This window comes from Ligilactobacillus sp. LYQ135 (genome assembly GCF_053711055.1).
The window spans coordinates 319,357-340,026 of record NZ_JBSJYT010000001.1; the positions used below are offsets into that span (position 1 = coordinate 319,357).

Here is a 20,670-nt window from a genome sequence, read left to right on the forward strand (position 1 = left end):
ATGCAGAAATTCAAAAAAGGCATATTATATCTTGTAGATTATATTGTTTTACTTTTTGGTAATTTTTTACAAATCGGGATATTTTTAATTCTTTTTATGTTTCTATCACATAACTACCGCGAAAACTTTATTGCCTTATATGTAGTTTTCAACTGTAATAAGTTATCAATCCAAAGTAATTTAGATGTTCTTTTAACATCTCTGACAGTTGTTTTACTACTTGCATTTAGTCGATTGCTTTGGGTGAACTGGCATAAAAAACAAATGAAATCAGGTGATCATCATTAAATTTATTAAAAAATTTTGGCATGCGATTTTCTGGTGCATTTGTATTATTGCCATTATTTGTGGCGGAGTTTACGAATACCATAAAGGACTTGCCTATCAAAAAACAGAAAAAACAATTGACACTGCTAGAATTCCAAAAGATCAACTTCATCAAAATGGAATCATTGTTTTATGTTATCACCGTGTAACTAAAAATAGTAAAGTTGAAAAACTTTCTAAAGAATTATCAAACAACAATCAGATTCATTCTTATCAAGTAACTTTAAAGCAATTTAAACAACAAATTAAATTTTTCAAAAAGCATAACGTTGAAATTATCTCTGCTCAACGTGCAGTTGAAATGGTTAAAGATCATGAACCCATTGATAAACAATATGCTGTTTTGACATTTGATGATTTCGATAATACAACTTATTACAATGCTTATCCTTACTTGGTTAAAAATCATATTCCATTTACTGCCTTTATAGTTACTGGAATGACTAATAACTATGATGGTGGAACTGCATTAGCTACATGGAGTGAAATTAAGAAAATGGCTAAAAATCCATATGTTTCATTTGGACTCCATACTAATGATATGCACTATCAAGTAGATAACCATGGGGTATTGACACTTAGTGCAAACTACAATGCCTTTAAAAAAGACTATCATAAATCACAAAAGAAACTCCATGCAGAAATTGGACGCTACAGTAATATCTTTGCTTATCCATATGGAGAATATACTCCTAAAGTTCAAGAGTTTTTAGTTAAAGAAGGAATTACAACTTTCTCATTAGAAAATGGAACAATTACTAATGATACTAACCTAGAACAACCATTACCGCGTGTAATGATCAGTCCCGGAACATGGAAAGGAGCAGTTGAAAAATGGGTACGGTAACCTTCAAACAAAAAAGTAAAAAAGTGATTGGTTACATTGCACTTATTATTGTTTTTTTAATTGGTAGTTACTATATTTTCCAATTAAATAACTTAGTTGGATATACTGGTAGAGATTATGCCAATTACTTCATTTATCAAAGTGAGTGGCCTAATGATACAACTAAAGCCGTTTCTTCAATTTGGAACTGGATTGTATCTGTTGCTAATCACACTAAAATTTGGGATGGACTCTTTGTTAGTCAGGGATTAGCACAACTTTTTATGCAAATTCCTAAAGGGATCTTTAATATCATTAATACCCTTGTCTTTGTTATTTTAGCAGCCTTAGTAGCAGCCTTTGCAACTAAGAAAGGACTTAAACCTCTATACTTACTTTTTGCATTTATTGCATTGTTTTTATTCACCCCTTTCTTCGGTGAAAATATTTTATGGGTGAATGGTGCTGCTCATGGTTTATGGCCAATTACACTAACCCTTTTATTTTTATTACCAATTCGCCATAACTATGATCCCAAAAAGCACCGTGGTTGGTTTATTGTTGCAATGACTATTTTAGGATTTCTAGTTGGCGCAAGTAGTCAAATGAGTCCCGCAATTTCATGGACAGTTTACTTGTACTTCCGCCTTGAAAAATCCCCTAATCCCATCAAAGATTATGAATATCCTGGCTTTGTCGGTATGGTTTTAGGTTCGATCATTATGCTTATGAATACACCTAATGAATTAAGTTTTAATTTATTAAGTACTTTTAAAACACTTTGGCAATCAAGTGGTATTATGATCATTCTCCTTGGAATTTTATTATTAGGCTGTTTAGTTGGAAAACTATCATTTAAAACTCATGATATTCATAGTGACACTGCGGCATTTTATATGATGCTTAATGTCGTTGGATTAACGTTATTACTAAATATTTTGGATGAAGATGTTACTGCTGCAAACATCTTATTCAGTTCGGTTTTCTTAATCATTACAACTTTGATTTTAATGAACAAATTAAAAGACATTAAATTACATGCGATTGGCTATGGCATTGGTTTAATTTTAACAGCTGGATTACTTGTCATTAGCATTCCACAATACCAAAATGCCCATGCTTCACTTGAAAAAAGTAATGGCTGTTTCTCAAAACAAGTAACTTTAATCAAAGAAGCACGTGACAAACATAAAAAAAACGTTACAGTTCCGTCAATGATTGCTAATAAGTCAGTATATTCGCCATACTATAATGCTGCTTATTTGAAGAAAGGCAAAAATCCAAAAATTATTTGGGGAAATGCCTGGATGGCAAAATACTTTGGCTTAGAAGAAATTAAAGTTAAATAAATTCTTGCTCTGGGATGAAGAATATTTACATTAGAATGATTTTTATGAAAATAAAGACTGGCCTCCTGTGCCAAGAAATTAATTGTCCTGTAAATGAAAAAACAATACTATTATCATGTATTTGTAGTTTAGATTTATGGAACTAATGTTAAACCTGGTGATTTTGTAATTGCCCCATTTATCCTGTACCCCCCACTAAACGTTTTTCTTTAAAGCATATTCAAAATGCGTACAAAGCAATTAATAAGCATGAAGCAATTAAATTATTATTAGTACTTGACTAAAAAATAATCAAAGACTGTGGCCTAAATTCGTCATAGTCTTTTTATTTTGTTTCACATGAAACAACAAGGTGTAACAAATGAAAGCGCAAAAAACTCGCAACAGCTTAATGCTATTACGAGTCAAAACTAAAATTAATTTAAGTGCTCAACTTTTTAAGATATTTTCTTTATAGTAGCTTTATTAACCTAAATCTTCACCATTTGATTCAATTACTTTCTTATACCAGTAGAAAGAATCTTTCTTCTTACGAGCTAATGTCCCTTCTCCTTGGTCATTTTTATCAACGTAAATGAAACCATAACGTTTGTCCATTTGACCAGTTCCAGCTGAAACAAGATCAATGCAACCCCATGGAGTGTACCCCATTAAGTCTACTCCATCTAAAGTAACTGCTTTTTCCATTTGTTCAATGTGTTCACGTAAGTATTCAATTCGATATGGATCATGAATAGAACCATCTGCTTCGACTTTATCAAGGGCTCCCATTCCGTTTTCAACAATGAATAATGGTTTGTGATAACGATCTGTTAGGAAATTTAAACCATACCGTAAACCTTTAGGATCAATTGACCACCCCCATTCAGTTGTCTTTAAGTATTCATTTTGAACAGTTGCGTTATTAATGTCACGTAAATCATCAATCTTAATGTCTTTAGCTGAAACATTACGTGATGAATAGTAACTAAAGCCAATGTAATCAACTGTACCTTCTTTTAAGATTACTCGATCTTCTTCAGTAACATCTGGACGATAACCATTACGTTCAATATAAGCTTCAATTGCTTTTGGATATTCACCCCAACATTGAACATCAGAGAACCATGAACGCAATTGATTTGCTCGCATTGCAAGTAAAATATCATCTGGATCAGATGTATTGGGATAGTATGGTGTATATGCAATCATGCAACCAATCTTAAAGTCTGGATTGATCTTTTTACCTTCTTTAACTGCTAAAGCACTAGCAACTAATTCATAGTGTGCTGCTTGGAACATTGCAGCTTCTGGATTTTCTTGTTCATTGACAAAATAACCCGAATTAGTCATTGTTAAGAAAGGATTTTTATATTCACTTTGATTATTAATTTCATTAAAAGTCATCCAATATTTAACTTTATCTTTGTAGCGATTAAAACATGTTTTAGCAAATTTCACAAAGAAATCAATGGTCTTACGGTTAGTGAAACCACCATATTTTTCAACTAAATAATATGGCATTTCAAAGTGAGAAAGGGTAATTATTGGTTCGATGCCATACTTATGACATTCATCAAATAAATCGTCATAAAATTTCAAACCTGCTTCATTTGGTTGTTCTTCATCTCCATTAGGAAAAATCCGAGTCCATGCAATTGATGTTCTAAAGCATTTAAAGCCCATTTCTGCAAATAACTTAATATCTTCTTTATAGTGATGATAAAAGTCAATGGCATCATGATTAGGATAATTTTTTCCTGGCAATACACTATGAGTAATTTCACGTGGTTTAGTGTTGCTACCAACTGTCATTACATCAGCAACACTTGCTCCTTTGCCACCTTCTTGCCAAGCTCCTTCTAATTGATGAGCAGCAACCGCACCGCCCCATAAGAAATCTTTAGGCATCTTCATTCCCATAATAATTCCTCCAATAACGAATTTTAATGTTAAGCGCTTACATTTAGCGCTAAAAAATATGTGATTTAATATGACTACAATATTAGTTTAGCGTATTTCTTTTATTTTTTAAAGAGAATTTTTTTTCAAACAAAAAAGAGACATACTCTGTCTCTTTCTTTGCTTTATTTATCTTCTATTCTTCTTCACCATAAAAATGTGATTTATCAATTAAGCTCATTGATTTACCAATTTTTTTCACTAATTCTGGTGCATCTAAGGCTTTAGTTTTAATGATTACAAAGTGCGCTTTGCTTCGATCAGCCGCAATTTTATCCATAATATCAAGCATTGCGGCTTTATCAGTAGCTACATTTACATCCATTGAATCTTCGCTGATTCCTAAAGCACTTGGAATTTTCGTATAGTCCCATGCAGCAATTTCATTATAGCGTGCATGTGGTCCATGAATTACCCGTTCAATTGTATAACCATCATTATCAATAAGAAAAATGATTGGTTTTAAGTGATGACGTTGAATTAAGCTGAGTTCTTGAATTGTCATTTGAGCTGAACCATCACCAATTGATAAAATATGCCGGCCATTTGGATCTGCAATTTGACTTCCTAAAACAGCAGGCAAAGTATATCCAATCGATCCCCAAAGTGGTTGCGCTTCAAAGTCAATTCCCTTCTTTAAATTCATAAATGATAACCCATATTGAGACGTTCCCGTTTCAGTATAAATTGTATCATTAGGTTGCATAAAGTTCTTAAATGCATACATATACTGAGCAAGGTTCAATTCTTTATCATCATTATCATGGTACTTAACATCTGGTTTTACATTTTGTAATCCAGTACTGTCAAAATCAAAAACATATTCTTTGGCTGCTACATCTTTGATCAAGTTATTAATATTTACGCCCCGACTTTTTACTCCAAAGTAATCAGTACTATCAGAATTTAATACTACAGTATGATCTTGAGTAAAGCATTGAGTAAAACTGCCGGTATTAACGTCGATCAATTTACTTCCAAAAATAATTACTAAATCACTTTGATCAACATAGTTTAATACCCGTTTATCACCATAGTTAGGATAATATGTGCCAATAAAATATGGATTTTCTTCGTTAATTGATGACTTACCAAGCAACATTGTAGCTACTGGAATATGCATTTTATTGATTAATTTTTCAAATGCTGCTTTTGCTCTAAAAGTCATAATTTCATTTCCAGCCAAAATTACTGGACGTTTAGCTTTGCGCAATTCATCAACAAGCCGTTGTGCTACTCGTTTTGTATGGTCTGTATTTTGCACCGTCAAATTCAATGGTGCACTGGGAGCTTTAATTTTACTATGAGCCACATCTAACGGTAATGAAATATAAACTGGTCGTCTTTTAATCATTGCAATAGTTAAAACCCGATCTATTTCAGCACCAGCATTTTCAAATCCTAAAAGTGCCTGTGCCTCGGTAAATTGTTTATATGCTTGATATGAACGTTTAAAATTTCCAGTGGCATCGGTATGATGCATTAATCTTTTATTTTCTTGTACTTTTGTAGTTGGTGCACCCGTAATTGCAATTACTGGAATGTGTTCCGCAAAACTACCAGCAATTCCATTTAATGCACTTAATTCTCCAACATCAAAAGTCGTAATTAAAGCTCCCACACCTTTTTTACGAGCATATCCATCAGCAGCATAAGCCGCATTTAATTCATTACAATCACCAATCCAATTAACATGTTCACTTGCTTCAACATCATCTAAAAATGATAAATTATAATCTCCTGGAACACCGAAAATATTATCTACACCAATTTCATGTAATCTTTGAATTAAATAATCAATTACTGTAATTTTTTTCATCAATAAAACCTCCCCGTTATTTGTTTAAAAACCTACTTTCCTTTTCTAGCTTAGTGTTGTAATAAATTTCAAAACTGTTTGATTAAATTCTGCTGGTTGCTCTGCCATTACACAATGCCCACTTTGATCAATTGCAATATGCTTTAAATACTTCGGATTTTGTTTAACCATTACATTTGCCCACTTTCCATTATAAAACGGACTTTGATTAGCTGTTACTAATAAGACTGGTAAGGTTGCATTAATTAAGTTTTGACGCCAATCTTCATGGACATGCCCATAAAGTAATTTTTGATTACCTTCCCAATTAAATGGAAATTGAGCACATGCATTTTTTACTGCTTGCCGACATTTAGGAGCAACTCCATGCAACGTTTCACGTACTTTACCTAGTTGTGCTAGTTTTTCTTTGTAATTAATTCGCGTAGCATTCATAAAACCATATGGAAAATCAGGAGTGCCAATCATTTTAGGTGACTCATCAACTGCCACTGCTGCTTTGATCATTGATGCATACTTTCCAATAAATCCATAAACTACGGCCGCTCCCATTGAATGACCAATTAAAATTGGTTGGTCTAACTTTAAACCAATAATTAATTCTTTTAGATCACGAATTAAAACATTAAAATCGGTCAAATTTGGATCAAATTGAGATGCACCATGATTACGCTGATCATATGTAATAACCTGATAACCATGATTTACAAAAAAATCAATTTGCATTGTCCAAATTTCTTGATAGCCACTATATCCATGAATAAAAACTAATGGCTGTCCCTTTCCATATTTATGATAATTTAATCGCATCTTATCACTAGTTTGAAAGTCCATTTGCAAACCTTCTTTCTACATTTGCAATAAAAATTGTGAGAATCAATAAATCGGCACTTCCTCCTAAACTTAGATGACGTTTACTAAAGTTTGCTTGCATCTGCATTAAAAAATCACGGCCTTTTTCGGTTACAGTTGCTCCTAAATCAAAAAAGTGATCAATTTGTTGATTCTTCCACTCAATAATTTGAGGCGACTGAGCTCGTTTAATTAACGTTGAGTCATTCGTATGGCGTGCTAAGTCCATTAGTGTCACAATATATTGATCATTTTGTGGCAAATTTTGGGTGATGTGATATGTTTTTAATCCATGCTCAAAAACTGCATGATAGCCACTTGCAGCCTCTGCACGCACACCTCCTAAATGATACTTTTGGTACTGCTTTTCGCCCGCAGTATGTGCATTGGTATTATCTTGTAAGTCATTTTTTACTAAATTTTGAAGCATTTGTTGAATAATTTGTTGTAATCTTTGCGTCGCTAAATTATTTTCATGAATTGCAATTCCACAAGCTGTTTCCATTACACCAAGTGAAAAAACAACTCCTTTATGGGTATTTATCCCATTAGTTACTTTAAACATATCACTTTCAGCTACTTTGCCAATTCTTCTAATTTCATCAAAAAGTTCCTCAAATTTATTTCCTGTATAACTTAATCCAATTTGTGCACACTCAAATAAATATGACTCTAAACTAAGCGCACTTTTAACAAACAGAAAATGATCCATATCCGGATGAGCTCCATTTTCAAGTGGATCAACTAAACCTGGCTTAGGCCATGTCATTACTTCATCAAGCATCGCTTGTACCCCTAATTGAGCTAAAAGTTGCGCTTTTTGATCATTTTTTAAAATCTTTAGTGTTTCACTAATTAATTGACTAACTTTTTGTTGTAACTGTTTAACAGAATGTTTGCGAGCTCGTCCACATTCCTTTGCGGGACGACTACATATTAGGCATTTTCTTTGTTCTTGATCAATTTGAGCACGCGAAATTGGCCTAATTTGATTTTCACTTTGAACAAAGACATCAATATCAAATAAACGTCTTGCTGTAGTTGAATCTTCAAAGCAAGTCGTTAAATGTTTCACGTGAAAACTTTCATCATCAAGACCGTAAAATCTTTCAGGACCGGTGATTTTATCTAAATAATCACCATAAACACTATATAAAATTCCCTGCTGTTGTAGTTTTTGTTCAAATTGCTTTAATTCAAGTTTAAAAAATTGGCTGATTTGTCCATTATTTTTTATTGGACCGGGAATATTAAGTTTCACGCTTACAATCGTTTTATCACAATGTTTTTTTGCCAATTGTGTTTGCATGCTTGCACGCCAATCACGATTATCTAAAACATCTTTGATATCACAATTTTTACCTTGTTCAAAAATCATTTGCATAATCTTTCCTCTTAGTCTTTAATTTCTTTAACTTCATCAATGATTGTGCCATCACGATATTCAATCATTGCAACCGTCTTATCTGTATGTTGAAGAGGTTCAGGTTTGCCTACAATTTGCTCTGCTTTTTGTTGTAATTCTTCAATTGTCATTAATGGAATACTTGAAACCTTCTTAAACGTTTCAATTAAATCTTTTCTCTTTGGATTAACGGCTACACCCACTTCAGTTACAAGCACATCAATAGAATCACCAGGTGTAATAATCGTTCCGACTTTAGGAACAACCGTTGCGATTCTACCGCGAGTTAGTGGTGCTGAAATAATCGTCATTTTGGCAGTCGCAGCATCTTGATGTCCTCCAATAGCTCCCCTTAAGTTTCCATTAGAACCAACCATTACATTGACATTAAAATCAGTATCAATTTCTAGCGCTGATAAGATGCAAACATCTAGCTGATCAACCATGGCACCTTTATTATCTGCGTCTGCATACCAGGAAGCATCAATTTCTTGTTGATTACGGTTGTTTTTCATTGAATCAGCCGCGCCTTTGTCAAAATCTTGGACATCCATTAATTTATTAACTAAACCTTCATTCAATAAATTAACGATTGGTGTTGTAATTCCTCCAAGAGCAAAGGATGCTTTAATGTTATTTTTTAACATTGACTCCCGTAAGAAGCGCGTTACTGCTAACGCAGCTCCGCCTGAACCAGTTTGAAATGAAAATCCATTTTTAAAATATGGTGAATGAGTAATTACATTATTAACCATTTTGGCAATTTTTAAATCTTTGGGATTTTTAGTAAAGCGGGTTGCACCTGAACCAATCCGATCTGGATCACCAACTTGATCAACTTTCACCACATAATCAACCTGTGTTTGATTGATTGAAGCCGGTGTATTAGGATAATCAACTACATTATCTGTTAATAAGACAACTTTATTAGCATATTTTGCATCAATCAGTGCATAACCCAACGATCCAAATGCTGCATCTCCGGTCATTCCATTGGCATTTCCAAGTCGATCAGAATTAGGAACTCCTAAAAAAGCAACATCAATCTTAGTTTCACCATTTTCAATGGCACGTGCCCGGCTTCCATGTGAACGTAAAATTACTGGATCCTTTAAAATTCCATGTGAAACAGCTTCACCTAAAGTTCCCCGTATTCCCGAAGATTGAATGTGAGTAACAGTTCCTGCATTAATTGCTTCAATTACCTTTTCATTCATTACATTTGTCAGTGATGAAGGTGCCAATGTCAAACCTTTAATTCCTTGTTTAATAATCTCATTCATTACTAAATTGAAAATGAAGTCTCCTTCACGCAAATGATGGTGAAAAGAAATCGTCATCCCATCTTTAACATTTTCACGCACTACATCTGCTAATGAATTCGTTAACTTATCATTTCCCCTTGAAACTCTTACTTTAGGTGCAACCCGTTGAACTGTAGGATGACCAATTTTAGTCGTTTCAAATGGCTTATAGTGGTGTTCTTTCATCAAATCATCAGACAACTGTCTTCCTAGACTATTCTTCAATGTACTCACCTTCCTCATTTAATAAATGTGATGCCTTTGCTAACTTAAGTGTGCGTTGTGCTCTTAATACAACTGGACGATCAACCATTTGACCATTCATTGAAATTACTCCTGATCCTTTAGCATGAGCAGCTTTAATGGCTGCTTCAACATCCAATGCATCTTCGATTTCAGCACGCGTAGGCTCATAAATCTTATTTACAATATCAATTTGACGTGGATTAATTAATGATTTTCCATCAAAACCAAGTTCATGAATATGTTCAACTTCTTTTTTAAAACCAACTTCGTCATTCATATCAGTAAATACAGTATCAAACGCTGCAATTCCTGCAACTCGGGCAGCATTTAAAATCATATTACGCGCAAATTCAAGTTCAGCTCCATCGGGATAACGATGCGTTTTTAGATCCGTTGTATAGTCTTCAGCTGAAAGCGCCATTCCAATCATTCGTTCACTTGATTGAGCAATTTCTAAAGTATTCATCACACCCTTAGCACTCTCTATTGCTGCCATAACGTGAGTAGAACGTTCTTTACGCCCAAAGAGATGTTCCGCTTCTTGAATTACTTCAACCAATTGATGAATCATTTCTGCAGATTCAGTTTTGGGGAGGCGAATTACATCAACTCCCGCTTTTACCATTGCAAATACATCTGGTCTAAAATATGGTGATTCAATGTCATTAACCCGTACTACTAACTCAGCATTACCATAATCTTGAGTAGTAAGAGCTTCGTAAACTAACATTCTAGCAGCGTCTTTTTCAGCTAATGAAACTGAATCTTCTAAATCAAACATGATTGAATCTGCTCCATAAATTCCTGCATCGCGAATCATTGCAGCATTATTTCCCGGGACAAACATCATTGTTCGCCGTAACCGTTCTTCCATAACTAAAGCACCTCCCAATTAGGTTCATTACTTGTACCTAATGCCCGTTGAATCGCAGTCATTGTCCGTGCTTTAATAATGCAATCTAAAGCACCTTTATCAACTGCTTTAACATGAACATTTTCAATTTCATATGCTTTTAGTGTATCTGTGATCACTTTTTTAATCTGGTTTCCATATAACTTTGCTACAGTAGAATCTAAGTCAATTTCAATCCCATTTGTTCCTTGGCTAAGAGTAATTTGAATATCAGAAGATTCTACTGTTCCTGCCAGCGCAGTTTGCTTAATTTCCATATTCATTCTTCCTTTCTTTTGCTCGGTGTTTTAATTCACTCCAATTTTTTTGAATAAAATCAAAAGTGGTTGAGGGAACCAAAGTTTGAATAACAGCTAACTGATCAGTTAAAATTGCATGGCGAACCTTAGTTGCTGTAATAATTTGTTGATCCTGATTAAGTGCTCGCTTAATGATTTTCACCTTAATTTCTGGAGGTAAAACTTTTGATAATTCTTCGTTATATACATCTGTTGTTTTTGAAAAAGGCTCACTTCCTAAATAACGTGCAGTAATATTTAATGGTTTTGCAATTTTATTTTTAAAAAGCGTTGCATCTAACTTAGCCTGATATCTTCCCACATTTTGATCATCTTTCAAAAAATATGCTGGAAAAGTTGCATAGCTAACCATATATTCCTTTCCAGGAACTACAATTACATTTTTTAAATCAGCAGTACCTTGTTTGACTAGTTCAAAACGTTCATCAAATGTAAATAAAGAAACATTTTGACTAACAACAAACACGTATACCCAATCATTTTCTTGACTAGCTTTTTCAATCAAATAACGGTGTCCTTTTGTAAATGGATTAGCATTTGCAACAATTGCTGCAATTTTTTGGGTTTCTTGATTTTTAACGTGAGGTAAATCACTTACATACGTTGACACATTTGGTACTCCGTTTTCTAAAACTGCTCCCGTATCAACTTTTGCAAGTAATTTAAATCCTACATACTCAAAACTTTTTATATATTTAGGTTTAGTGAAAACAAATAAGTGAAATTTTTTTTGAATGGCTGCTTGATTAACTAAGTAGCTAATCACTTGATTGAACATTGCTCCATTTTCTTGATGATTAGGATCAACTGCCACGTATTTTAAAATATTTCCTGCAATTGAACCCGTTGCAACTATATTACGCGAAGAATCTTTCCATACAAAAGTTTGTTCTATCGCATCAATTTCTTGGGGAGCAAAACCACTAATTCCTTGTTTTTCAAGAAAAGCTCTCCATTTTTGTGCATCTCTTTTTTGATGAATATCAATTTGATTAACTTGCATCTTTTAACCTCTTTAAATAAAATTCATGATCATCATAATAATTGGAACTACAATAACAAATAATACTGAAGTAGCTGCAATTAAATCCGTTGCAAATTCAACGTCACAGTGATATTGATCTGCTAAAATTGGTAAAACTGCAAGTGAAGGAGTTGCTGCTTGAATAATCAATGTTTTATGAAACATTGGTGTAATTGAAACTCCTGCATGAATTCCACATGCAATAATTAGAAACATAATGATTGGTGAAACAATAAAACGTCCTATTAAAGAAATGTTGAGACTCTTAGTAAATCGAATATTAGAAATCCCAAAGTCACGTAACATAATTCCAATGTACATTAAGGATAGTGGCGTTACTAACCCACCAATATCTGAAAGCGTCCGTGTAATAAATGATGGTAATTGAGTAGCTGCATTTGGCATCCAAATTAAAAATGGTAATGCAATAATAAATCCCCAAATTGGTGCTGGTAAAAAGTGCTTCCAATCAATTTTGACACTGTTCTTCTTAGTAGTTGGATCATCTGCTGCAATTACCCATACTCCAAGTGTCCAAATAATGATGGTATTTACAATATAGTAAACCAATAGATATGGAATTGAGACGTTCCCAAATAAAGCAACATTTAATGGAAGTCCAATAAAAACAGTATTAGCGCCATTAATTCCTGTCATCATCAATCCACGTTGCCCTTTTGGAATTTTAAAAATATGAACTGCAGCCCAACTAATTAAATATCCAATAAAAATTGATAAAATTGTATAAATTAACCCTTTTGACAAACTTTTTAACTGATCTAAATGGAAACGCTGCAACATGGACATAAAAATGGCACATGGCAATGCAATTTTCATAATTAATTGAGATAATCCTTTAGAAAAGCGGTCACTAAACCACCCTTTGGCCCGACAAAAATATCCAACTGCCATCATAATCACAATTGATAGAACACTTTGAATAGAAGTCCAAAACACACTCATTGTCGTCATCTCCTCTTTTAATTGACCATGCTATTTTGCAAACTCTTCAATTGTTGTCGTTACTTTATTAACAACACCATCATCAAAAACCCCTGGAACAAATTTTTCTGGTGTTGGATTAGTAATCATTGTACTTAATCCGTGGGCAATTGCAATTTCTAATTTTGGAGTAACCTTATTAATTTTAGTTTTCAAAAGGCCTTTATATAACCCTGGAAATACTAAAACATTATTTACTTGGTTAGGATATTGACTTGAACCAGTTGCCATAATTTTTACACCAGCAGATTGAGCAATTTGTGGATCAATTTCTGGTTGCGGATTTGCTAATGCAAAAATAATTGGATTAGAAGCCATTTTCTTAACTTGAGTTGCACTTAAAATATTCCCTACTGATAAACCAATAAAAACATCTTGATCTTCAATGGCATCATCTAAACTATTGAAATGTTGTTGAACTGTACTTTGACTGGCTAATTTACGTTGATATGAATTATAATTTGGATCATTTGAAGTGATTGGTCCTTTTTTATCAACTAGTGTAATCTTTCTTATTCCTGCTTCCATTAATAACTTAGCAGTGGCATAACCAGAAGCACCTACTCCATTAACTAGTACTTTTAACTCTTGAAGTGATTTTCCTGCCACTTTAGCTGCATTAATTAAGGCTGCCAAAACAACAATTGCTGTTCCTTCTTGATCATCATGATAAACGGGAATATCAACTACTTGTGATAATTTTTCTTCAAGTTCAAAACAGCGCGGAGCCTTAATATCTTCCAAATGAAAACCAGCAAACGATGTTGAAATATTTTTTAACGTTTCAACAAGTTCATCTACTGGAACTTGATTTAATGCAAGAGGAACCGCGTCAACTCCAGCAAAATCCTTGTATAATAAGGCCTTACCTTCAATAATTGGTAATCCGCCTGCTTGGCCAATATTTCCTAATCCTAAAACAGCTGATCCGTCAGTTACGATTGCGATTAACTTACCACTCATCGTATATTTATCTTTTGCTGCCGGGTCTTTTTCAATTAACTTAGCAATTTCTGCAACACCAGGAGTGTAAGCTTTTCCTAGTTGTGCTTTATTAGTAACATCAAACCGTGCTTTTAAACTTAATACACCTGGATTTTTACCACCGTGCATTTCTAAAATTTCATCATTTTCCGACAATTTAATCAGCTCCTTTCATCACCGTTTTATCATATTATGCAAAAAGATTAAAGCACTTACATTTAAATATTGCGAATTAATTTAAATAATTATTTGCTTGCAAATTTAAAATCTTCATGCTAAATTAGTTAACTATTAAGGGAGGATTAAGTTAACTAATAAAGGAGGAATTGATTTATGAAAAATAAATTATCGTATTTATGTATTTGTATTACTGCATTTGTGTTTAGTTTAATGGAAATTACTTTAAAAATTTCTAGTCGCTCAACTGTTGGCTTAAATGGAATTCAAATTAGTTTTTGGCGTTTTTTTATCGCCACGGTTTGTTTTGCCCCATTTATTATTAATCAAATTCGCAAACATCACATTAAATTTACACTAAAAGATTGGCAGTTTTTCTTTACAACTGGTTTTGTTTTCATTGTTTTTTGCATGTCACTTTATCAAATTTCATGCAAACTAGAACCAGCAGCAATTGCTGCAATTATTTTTAGTTGTAATCCTGTTTTTGTCCTGCTTTTCTCAAAAATCATCTTAAAAAAACATTTTTTCTCTCAAGAAATTGGACTTTTATTACTTTCATTAACTGGATTAGCATTTATCTTAAATCCGTTTTCCCAACTTCAAGTCTTAAACTGGCAAGGAATCATTATCTCCCTTTTATCCTCTGCCTCATTTGGTTTATATACTGTTCTTTCAAAAAAATATCTTCTTTCAAATCGTTCAAGTGGTTTCATTGTTTCAGGCATGAGCTTTATTTGTGGGTTAATTGAACTGCTGTTATTCATTGGAGGATCTCATCTTTTGCTTGTAAGTACTTTCTTTGAACAAATCCCAAGTTTAAACATCTTAGCATCTATTCCCATTTTTCATGGAATTACTTCTCAAAATATTGGGCTTTTGCTATTTATTGGAATTATTATTACTGCAATTGGATATGGTTGTTATTTTTATGCAGTTGAACATGTTGGATCATTTATAGCTTCAAGTGCTTTTTTCATCAAATCAATCTTATCACCAATTTTTGCAGTAATTATTTTACATGAACAGCTTCACCTTACTGCCATTATTGGCAGTATTTTGATCGTTAGTGGCTTATCATTGCCATTTATTAGTACTAGAAAGCAGGTTGACTCAAATGAAGAATAGATTAAACATCAAAAAACAAAAATTAGCAACAATTGCTGCTACCAAAAAACAAAAATTTATCTCTAATACTCAAATTACATCTGTTTTAGAGCAAGTTATTCATCCTTATGACCGGCTTGTAATTGAAGGTGATAATCAAAAACAAGCATCATTTTTAGTTAATGCCTTAAATCAAGTTTCAAATAAGGTTGTTAATCACCTTTCACTTGTAATTCCAAGTGTTGAATTAAAAGCAGAACTTGATCTTTTTGAAAATGGTATTGCGAGTTCACTTGATTTTGCATTTGCTGGTCCTCAAAGTGCCTATCTTGCTGAATTAATTAATCAAAAACAACTTACTGTAAACAACATTCACACATATTTAGAATTATATGGTCGCTTATTTGTCGATTTAATTCCCGACGTAGCTTTAATTATTGGGATGCAAGCAGATCTTCAAGGCAATCTTTATTTAGCTGAAAATACAGAAGAAACGCCAATTTTAGTTGAAGCGACTGCTACTAAATTTGGAATTGTAATTGCTCAAGTTAATGAAATTGTAGACCAACTCCCACGAATTGATATTCCTGCTGATCAAGTTGATTTAATTGTTACAAGTGATCATCCTGAACAACCTTATCCTTTATTCACTAAGGATCCGCAAAATATCACCCATGAACAAATTTTAGCTGCAATGCTTGCCATTAAAGGAATTTATGGTAAGTATAAAGTTAAAACTTTAAACCACGGAATCGGATATAATACAGCCGCAATTGAATTGATTCTTCCAACATATGGAAGTCAATTAGGATTAAAGCATCAAATTGCAACTAATTGGGTTAATAATCCCACTCCAACCTTAATTCCTGCCATTGAAGCTGGATGGATTGAATCGATTTATTGTTTTGGTGGCGAAGCAGGAATGGAAAAATACATTGCTGCTCATCCTGAGATTTTTGCAGTCGACCACCATTTTAATTTAAAATCCAACCGCGTTTTTGCCCAAATCGCAGGACAATATGCCATTGATATGTTTGTTGGTTCTACATTACAAATCGACCATTTGGGAAATGCATCTACAATTACTACTAACCGTTTGAGTGGATTTGGTGGTGCGCCTAACATGGGATCTAATCCACATGGAAGACGCCATTTAACACCGCCTTATCAAAAACTTGGGAATCGTAAATTAGTAGTGCAATTAGCTAATAGTCGGCGGTGGAATCATGAGCCTGTTTTTGTTGAAAATTTAGATGCCATGAAAATAACAAATAATGTTAATGTTGATCCCATCATGATTTATTCTCATGATACTACCCATATTGTAACTGAAAATGGAATTGCTAATTTATATAAAACAACTAGTCCAACCGAGAAAAAAATGGCAATCGAAGCAATTGCAGGCAATACTTCAATTGGAAATTTATGCTCATCAGCCCAACGACGTAATTTACAAACTCAAGGTTTAATTACTACGTTAGAAGACTTAAACATTCATTCTGAACAAGCAACTTCAAGTCTTTTAGCGGCCCGTTCAATCAATGATTTAATTAAATGTTCTAAAGGATTATATCAACCTAAACACTAGTTAATAAAAAGCTGAGACTGTAGGTAGTCTCAGCTTTTTTACTAATCTAATTTATATTTTTTAGTAGTGTAATTTAAAAATTTATCAAATAAGTCTGCATATTGCTTTGCATCTAATAATTCAAAAATATTCAATGCTTTTTTGACCTGTTTGATTCCTTCCTGCTTTTTTTGAATTAACTGAACAAGCCCATTAAAATATAGTCTCAAATTTTTTTCAAAAAGCATGTCACTTTCAAGTTTAAAGTGATTCATTTTAATTAATGTCTCAACAATGTCATTTAAAGTTCCCTTCGAAATATAAATCATCATAATATTTACTAACACCCGAAAACTTTCACTTCCATAAACTCGCATATTTTGATATCGTTCAAGATTACGAACCACCCGTTTACTAAAGGTTTTAATTTGTTCAATATCAAAAATAAAAATGCAATTATTAAATAATGCTAATTCATAATGCGTCCAAATTTCACAAGTTGATAAGTAATTAATAATTGTTTTCTTAGCAACTTCATCATAAGACTCATGTTGCAAGCGATTGATTGTTAATTTTAATGCACACTTTACATGTTCTAATTCTTGGTTGTCCACTTCCATTTGTTGTCTTGTCTTTACTTGCTCCAAATATTCTTTTAATTTAGCAACATCATCTTTTACAACTGCTTCACGAATACTTAACATCAAGTTTTGAATAACATCAGGTTGATATCCGTCATCAATATATTTAAATTCATCAAAACTAATATGTAAATTTTCAAGAAGGCTAATAAAATTGTTAACCGATGTTTGTGCCTCACCTGAAATGAAGCGAACATACGTCGATGAACTCATAATTCCATTAATTAACTTGTTAACCTTAATATTTTTGGCTTTACGCATTGAAGAAATTGTTTCCCCATAATTTTTCACACTCACTTTGTAAACCTCCTTTTTGGTTTTAAGTAAACAATATACGTAAAAGGGCAGTTCTTATCTATTAAGGATACATAATAACTCTTAAAAGTTAAAGCCCTTTATTGTAAAGATGGAAAGGAGGTGGCAACAATGTTATGGATTTTGTTGCTTTAAAGCCACTTAAAAAATAAAAAAGGAAGAAAGGGGAAGGATTTATGAAAAAATTCACGCTTGTTAATATTATTTCATCAACCATTTTATGTTCTTCGTTATTTATGACGGTTCCGGTTTCAAAAGTCAAAGCTGTCTCTCCCAATAATGATAATGTAAAGGTTAAAAAAACTGATGAACAGCAAAATATCCCTAATAAAACCAGTACTTTTGTCATTACGAAGGATAATACCAAAAAAAATTTCGATCAAACTTTGAATTATATCAAAGAACAAGGCATTGAAGTTAAATCTTCAATTCCAGAGATCGGCTGGATCGAAACAGCCCGAACAACGCCAACACAAACAGAAAAAATCGAGAAAAATACAAAATCAGATGTCCAAACGCCGTCAAAGTCAGCCAATGATTCATATAAACCGACTGCAATCTCACCAATTGACGGCGACAATCCTGTAAATAAATATTTCTGGAAGACCCAATGGAACATGCAGATGATCTCTAAAGACCCTAATAATTTTATTAAAGACCGTAATTCGCATGTAAGCATTGGTATTATTGATTCTGGAATATCAGATGATTACCGTAATTCACTTGGTGCTAAAATTCGCCATGCCCAGAATTTTGTTCCTCGTGGCGGTTATAATAATCAGGAAGTCGATGAAACCGGCAATCCCAATGACACTTCAGATCGGCGCGGTCATGGGACTGCTGTAACTAGTTTAATTATGGGAACTGGCGAAATGGCTGGAGTAAATCCCAATGTAACTCTCGATGAGTATCGAGTTTTCTCAAGAGAAGGCGGAGAATCAACGTGGGTATTAAAAGCTCTTATCCAGGCTATTAATAATGGAGATGACATTATTAATATGAGCTTAGGCCGATATGGTTTATTAACTGGCGGATATGGTGGTTTTGATGGTAATAATGATTCAGCTGAATATCAAGCATGGATTCGCGCTGTTGATTACGCAACTAAAAAAGGAAGTGTAGTAGTTGTCGCTGCTGGTAATGAAGGATTGAATTTAGATGACTCCCAAGCTATCACTAATTATATCAATCGTAAAACTCCCGGGATCAATGCCCGTGGTCAAGGAGTAAGTTTACCAGGAAACGTTCCAGGAATCGTACAGGTCGCATCAATTGGTTCATCTGGACAGCGTTCTGATTTTTCATGCTATTCCATAAATTCTGTATATGCTCCTGGTGGTGATACTCGCAAAACAGGTATGCAAAATCCAATTAGAAAATATCTTCCTAGTGAGTGGATTTTAACTTGCGGAGGACAAGGAAACTATAGTTATAGCTGTGGTACCTCATTTTCTGCTCCTGAAGTATCTGGAATGATTGCTCATGAAATTGCAGCTCATAATCTATATAAACAACCCGATAAGATTAAAGCAAAATTGCAGCAATCACTTCAAACGAATAAGTATGGACTCCCATGCGTCATCTTAGACCCGTTAGTTGATACTTCAACAGGTACTACTAGTTCTGCTAATTCGTCAAGTATAAATAATAGTTCTTCAAGTAAATCATCTGCAGTTAGTTCTTCTCAAAGAACAATCAGTGCCATTTCATCTTCTTTAGAAGATTCATGGTGGCAATTTAATAACGAGCAGATAAAAAAATAAAAAGCTTAGTAACATTTTCTAAACTTTTCCTAAAAATATTGACTATTCAAATACAAGTCTAACTTGTGTTCATAGTGGATTCTTTATTCAGAATTCATTGTTCTTCTAATCTAGTAGCCCTCACGTTATCATTGCCAACGCAACCTTTGATGAACGTGAGGGTTTTTTACTCAATTTTGCCAATTTTTAAATAAGGACTTCCTTACTTGCAATTATTACTTAACATGTTAGAGTTTTCTATGGTTAATAAGGGTATACCCTATTTGGACTAGCAATATTTACTGATGAAGGTACCTTGATACCTAATATCACTAATGCGCTGATACAAATAACAACTGAAAACTTAATATTATTAAGGGCAGAGAGCCAATTATAAGTTTTCATATTATCCTTTCTAACATCTTAAAATGTTATTTCCACATTTAATTCTAATAAACTTATGTAGAAAATCAAGCTAAATTTGACTACGCTTGAGTATATTGTAAACCGTTTGCTTAGAAATCCCTAATGTACTGGCAATTCTAGATTTAGGCACTTCATTTTTGAACATCTCTAAAACCTTAAAATAGATTTCACGATATTTTTTATGTGGTGAATCCGGTCGATACTGAATTTTTTTACCAGAATATTTTCCAGCTAATTTAGCCTGTTCGATTCCTTGACGTTGTCTTTCACGTAACATTTTACGTTCCTGCTCAGCATCGTATTTTTTTATTTCTAACAATAAATTGGTTAGCAATCGTTTAAGATTCTTATCCTTTACGCCTTCAAATGAAGGTAAGTCTAAAATATTCAAAAATGCTCCTCTC

General features: G+C 33.3%; 18 protein-coding genes. 6 read left to right on the forward strand and 12 right to left on the reverse strand.

Features of this window, described 5'->3' with window-relative positions:
* The 3 genes from ACWCL1_RS01450 to ACWCL1_RS01460 are packed head-to-tail and all read left to right on the forward strand — an operon-like array spanning position 1 to position 2,502.
* A complete protein-coding gene (locus tag ACWCL1_RS01450; protein ID WP_454545148.1) occupies positions 1 to 288 on the forward strand; it encodes a hypothetical protein in 288 nt (95 codons plus the stop codon).
* A complete protein-coding gene (locus ACWCL1_RS01455; RefSeq protein ID WP_454545149.1) occupies positions 275 to 1,174 on the forward strand; it encodes a polysaccharide deacetylase family protein in 900 nt (299 codons plus the stop codon). The genes ACWCL1_RS01450 and ACWCL1_RS01455 overlap by 14 nt, the downstream gene beginning before the upstream one ends.
* A complete protein-coding gene (locus ACWCL1_RS01460; protein WP_454545150.1) occupies positions 1,162 to 2,502 on the forward strand; it encodes a DUF6056 family protein in 1,341 nt (446 codons plus the stop codon). The genes ACWCL1_RS01455 and ACWCL1_RS01460 overlap by 13 nt, the downstream gene beginning before the upstream one ends.
* Before the next feature lie 465 nt (positions 2,503 to 2,967).
* On the opposite strand, the gene ACWCL1_RS01465 is transcribed toward ACWCL1_RS01460, so the two are convergent.
* The 10 genes from ACWCL1_RS01465 to ACWCL1_RS01510 form a co-directional block, all read right to left on the reverse strand.
* Complete coding sequence (locus ACWCL1_RS01465) at positions 2,968 to 4,404, reverse strand: 6-phospho-beta-glucosidase (RefSeq protein WP_454545151.1); 1,437 nt, start codon at positions 4,402 to 4,404, stop codon at positions 2,968 to 2,970.
* 175 nt (positions 4,405 to 4,579) lie between these two features.
* On the reverse strand, positions 4,580 to 6,262 hold the full coding sequence (locus tag ACWCL1_RS01470) for an alpha-keto acid decarboxylase family protein (RefSeq protein WP_454545152.1): 1,683 nt from the start codon (positions 6,260 to 6,262) through the stop codon (positions 4,580 to 4,582).
* A 45-nt stretch (positions 6,263 to 6,307) separates the two neighbouring features.
* Complete coding sequence (locus ACWCL1_RS01475; RefSeq protein WP_454545153.1) at positions 6,308 to 7,096, reverse strand: alpha/beta fold hydrolase; 789 nt, start codon at positions 7,094 to 7,096, stop codon at positions 6,308 to 6,310.
* Positions 7,080 to 8,498: a triphosphoribosyl-dephospho-CoA synthase CitG gene (gene citG, locus ACWCL1_RS01480; RefSeq protein ID WP_454545154.1), complete on the reverse strand. Its 1,419-nt coding sequence runs from the start codon at positions 8,496 to 8,498 to the stop codon at positions 7,080 to 7,082. The genes ACWCL1_RS01475 and citG overlap by 17 nt, the downstream gene beginning before the upstream one ends.
* Before the next feature lie 11 nt (positions 8,499 to 8,509).
* Entirely contained in the window at positions 8,510 to 10,048 is a 1,539-nt protein-coding gene (gene citF / locus ACWCL1_RS01485; protein WP_454545155.1) for a citrate lyase subunit alpha, read from the reverse strand.
* Positions 10,038 to 10,943: a citrate (pro-3S)-lyase subunit beta gene (gene citE / locus ACWCL1_RS01490; RefSeq protein ID WP_454545156.1), complete on the reverse strand. Its 906-nt coding sequence runs from the start codon at positions 10,941 to 10,943 to the stop codon at positions 10,038 to 10,040. Before citE ends, citF begins: the two co-directional genes overlap by 11 nt.
* A gap of 2 nt (positions 10,944 to 10,945) precedes the next feature.
* Positions 10,946 to 11,239, reverse strand: coding sequence for a citrate lyase acyl carrier protein (gene citD, locus ACWCL1_RS01495; RefSeq protein ID WP_454545157.1), 294 nt, complete (start codon positions 11,237 to 11,239; stop codon positions 10,946 to 10,948).
* Positions 11,229 to 12,284: a [citrate (pro-3S)-lyase] ligase gene (citC, locus tag ACWCL1_RS01500; protein WP_454545158.1), complete on the reverse strand. Its 1,056-nt coding sequence runs from the start codon at positions 12,282 to 12,284 to the stop codon at positions 11,229 to 11,231. The genes citD and citC overlap by 11 nt, the downstream gene beginning before the upstream one ends.
* 12 nt (positions 12,285 to 12,296) lie before the next feature.
* Positions 12,297 to 13,268: an AEC family transporter gene (locus tag ACWCL1_RS01505; RefSeq protein ID WP_454545159.1), complete on the reverse strand. Its 972-nt coding sequence runs from the start codon at positions 13,266 to 13,268 to the stop codon at positions 12,297 to 12,299.
* A 30-nt stretch (positions 13,269 to 13,298) separates the two neighbouring features.
* Positions 13,299 to 14,420, reverse strand: coding sequence for an NAD(P)-dependent malic enzyme (locus ACWCL1_RS01510; RefSeq protein WP_454545245.1), 1,122 nt, complete (start codon positions 14,418 to 14,420; stop codon positions 13,299 to 13,301).
* A gap of 204 nt (positions 14,421 to 14,624) precedes the next feature.
* On the opposite strand from ACWCL1_RS01510, the gene ACWCL1_RS01515 reads away from it, so the two are divergent.
* Together ACWCL1_RS01515 and ACWCL1_RS01520 are read left to right on the forward strand one after the other, a co-directional pair.
* Positions 14,625 to 15,596: a DMT family transporter gene (locus ACWCL1_RS01515; protein WP_454545160.1), complete on the forward strand. Its 972-nt coding sequence runs from the start codon at positions 14,625 to 14,627 to the stop codon at positions 15,594 to 15,596.
* A complete protein-coding gene (locus ACWCL1_RS01520) occupies positions 15,586 to 17,163 on the forward strand; it encodes a malonate decarboxylase subunit alpha (RefSeq protein ID WP_454545161.1) in 1,578 nt (525 codons plus the stop codon). Before ACWCL1_RS01515 ends, ACWCL1_RS01520 begins: the two co-directional genes overlap by 11 nt.
* Positions 17,164 to 17,204: 41 nt before the next feature.
* On the opposite strand, the gene ACWCL1_RS01525 is transcribed toward ACWCL1_RS01520, so the two are convergent.
* The gene (locus ACWCL1_RS01525) at positions 17,205 to 18,080 is read right to left on the reverse strand and encodes an Rgg family transcriptional regulator (protein WP_454545162.1); all 876 of its coding nucleotides are present in this window, start codon (positions 18,078 to 18,080) and stop codon (positions 17,205 to 17,207) included.
* A 194-nt stretch (positions 18,081 to 18,274) separates the two neighbouring features.
* On the opposite strand from ACWCL1_RS01525, the gene ACWCL1_RS01530 reads away from it, so the two are divergent.
* On the forward strand, positions 18,275 to 19,861 hold the full coding sequence (locus ACWCL1_RS01530; protein ID WP_454545163.1) for a S8 family serine peptidase: 1,587 nt from the start codon (positions 18,275 to 18,277) through the stop codon (positions 19,859 to 19,861).
* Between the two features lie 454 nt (positions 19,862 to 20,315).
* Here ACWCL1_RS01530 and ACWCL1_RS01535 read toward each other — a convergent pair whose 3' ends face one another.
* Entirely contained in the window at positions 20,316 to 20,657 is a 342-nt protein-coding gene (locus tag ACWCL1_RS01535; RefSeq protein ID WP_454545164.1) for a helix-turn-helix domain-containing protein, read from the reverse strand.
* Positions 20,658 to 20,670 lie beyond the last annotated feature (13 nt).

Coding starts and splice junctions, on each gene's coding strand:
- ACWCL1_RS01450 (WP_454545148.1), top strand. CDS start 1: ATGCAGAAATTCAAAAAAGGCATATTATATCTTGTAGATTATATTGTT.
- ACWCL1_RS01460 (WP_454545150.1), top strand. CDS start 1,162: ATGGGTACGGTAACCTTCAAACAAAAAAGTAAAAAAGTGATTGGTTAC.
- ACWCL1_RS01465 (WP_454545151.1), bottom strand. CDS start 4,404: ATGGGAATGAAGATGCCTAAAGATTTCTTATGGGGCGGTGCGGTTGCT.
- ACWCL1_RS01470 (WP_454545152.1), bottom strand. CDS start 6,262: ATGAAAAAAATTACAGTAATTGATTATTTAATTCAAAGATTACATGAA.
- ACWCL1_RS01475 (WP_454545153.1), bottom strand. CDS start 7,096: ATGGACTTTCAAACTAGTGATAAGATGCGATTAAATTATCATAAATAT.
- citG (WP_454545154.1), bottom strand. CDS start 8,498: ATGCAAATGATTTTTGAACAAGGTAAAAATTGTGATATCAAAGATGTT.
- citE (WP_454545156.1), bottom strand. CDS start 10,943: ATGGAAGAACGGTTACGGCGAACAATGATGTTTGTCCCGGGAAATAAT.
- citD (WP_454545157.1), bottom strand. CDS start 11,239: ATGGAAATTAAGCAAACTGCGCTGGCAGGAACAGTAGAATCTTCTGAT.
- citC (WP_454545158.1), bottom strand. CDS start 12,284: ATGCAAGTTAATCAAATTGATATTCATCAAAAAAGAGATGCACAAAAA.
- ACWCL1_RS01505 (WP_454545159.1), bottom strand. CDS start 13,268: ATGAGTGTGTTTTGGACTTCTATTCAAAGTGTTCTATCAATTGTGATT.
- ACWCL1_RS01510 (WP_454545245.1), bottom strand. CDS start 14,420: ATGCACGGTGGTAAAAATCCAGGTGTATTAAGTTTAAAAGCACGGTTT.
- ACWCL1_RS01515 (WP_454545160.1), top strand. CDS start 14,625: ATGAAAAATAAATTATCGTATTTATGTATTTGTATTACTGCATTTGTG.
- ACWCL1_RS01520 (WP_454545161.1), top strand. CDS start 15,586: ATGAAGAATAGATTAAACATCAAAAAACAAAAATTAGCAACAATTGCT.
- ACWCL1_RS01530 (WP_454545163.1), top strand. CDS start 18,275: ATGAAAAAATTCACGCTTGTTAATATTATTTCATCAACCATTTTATGT.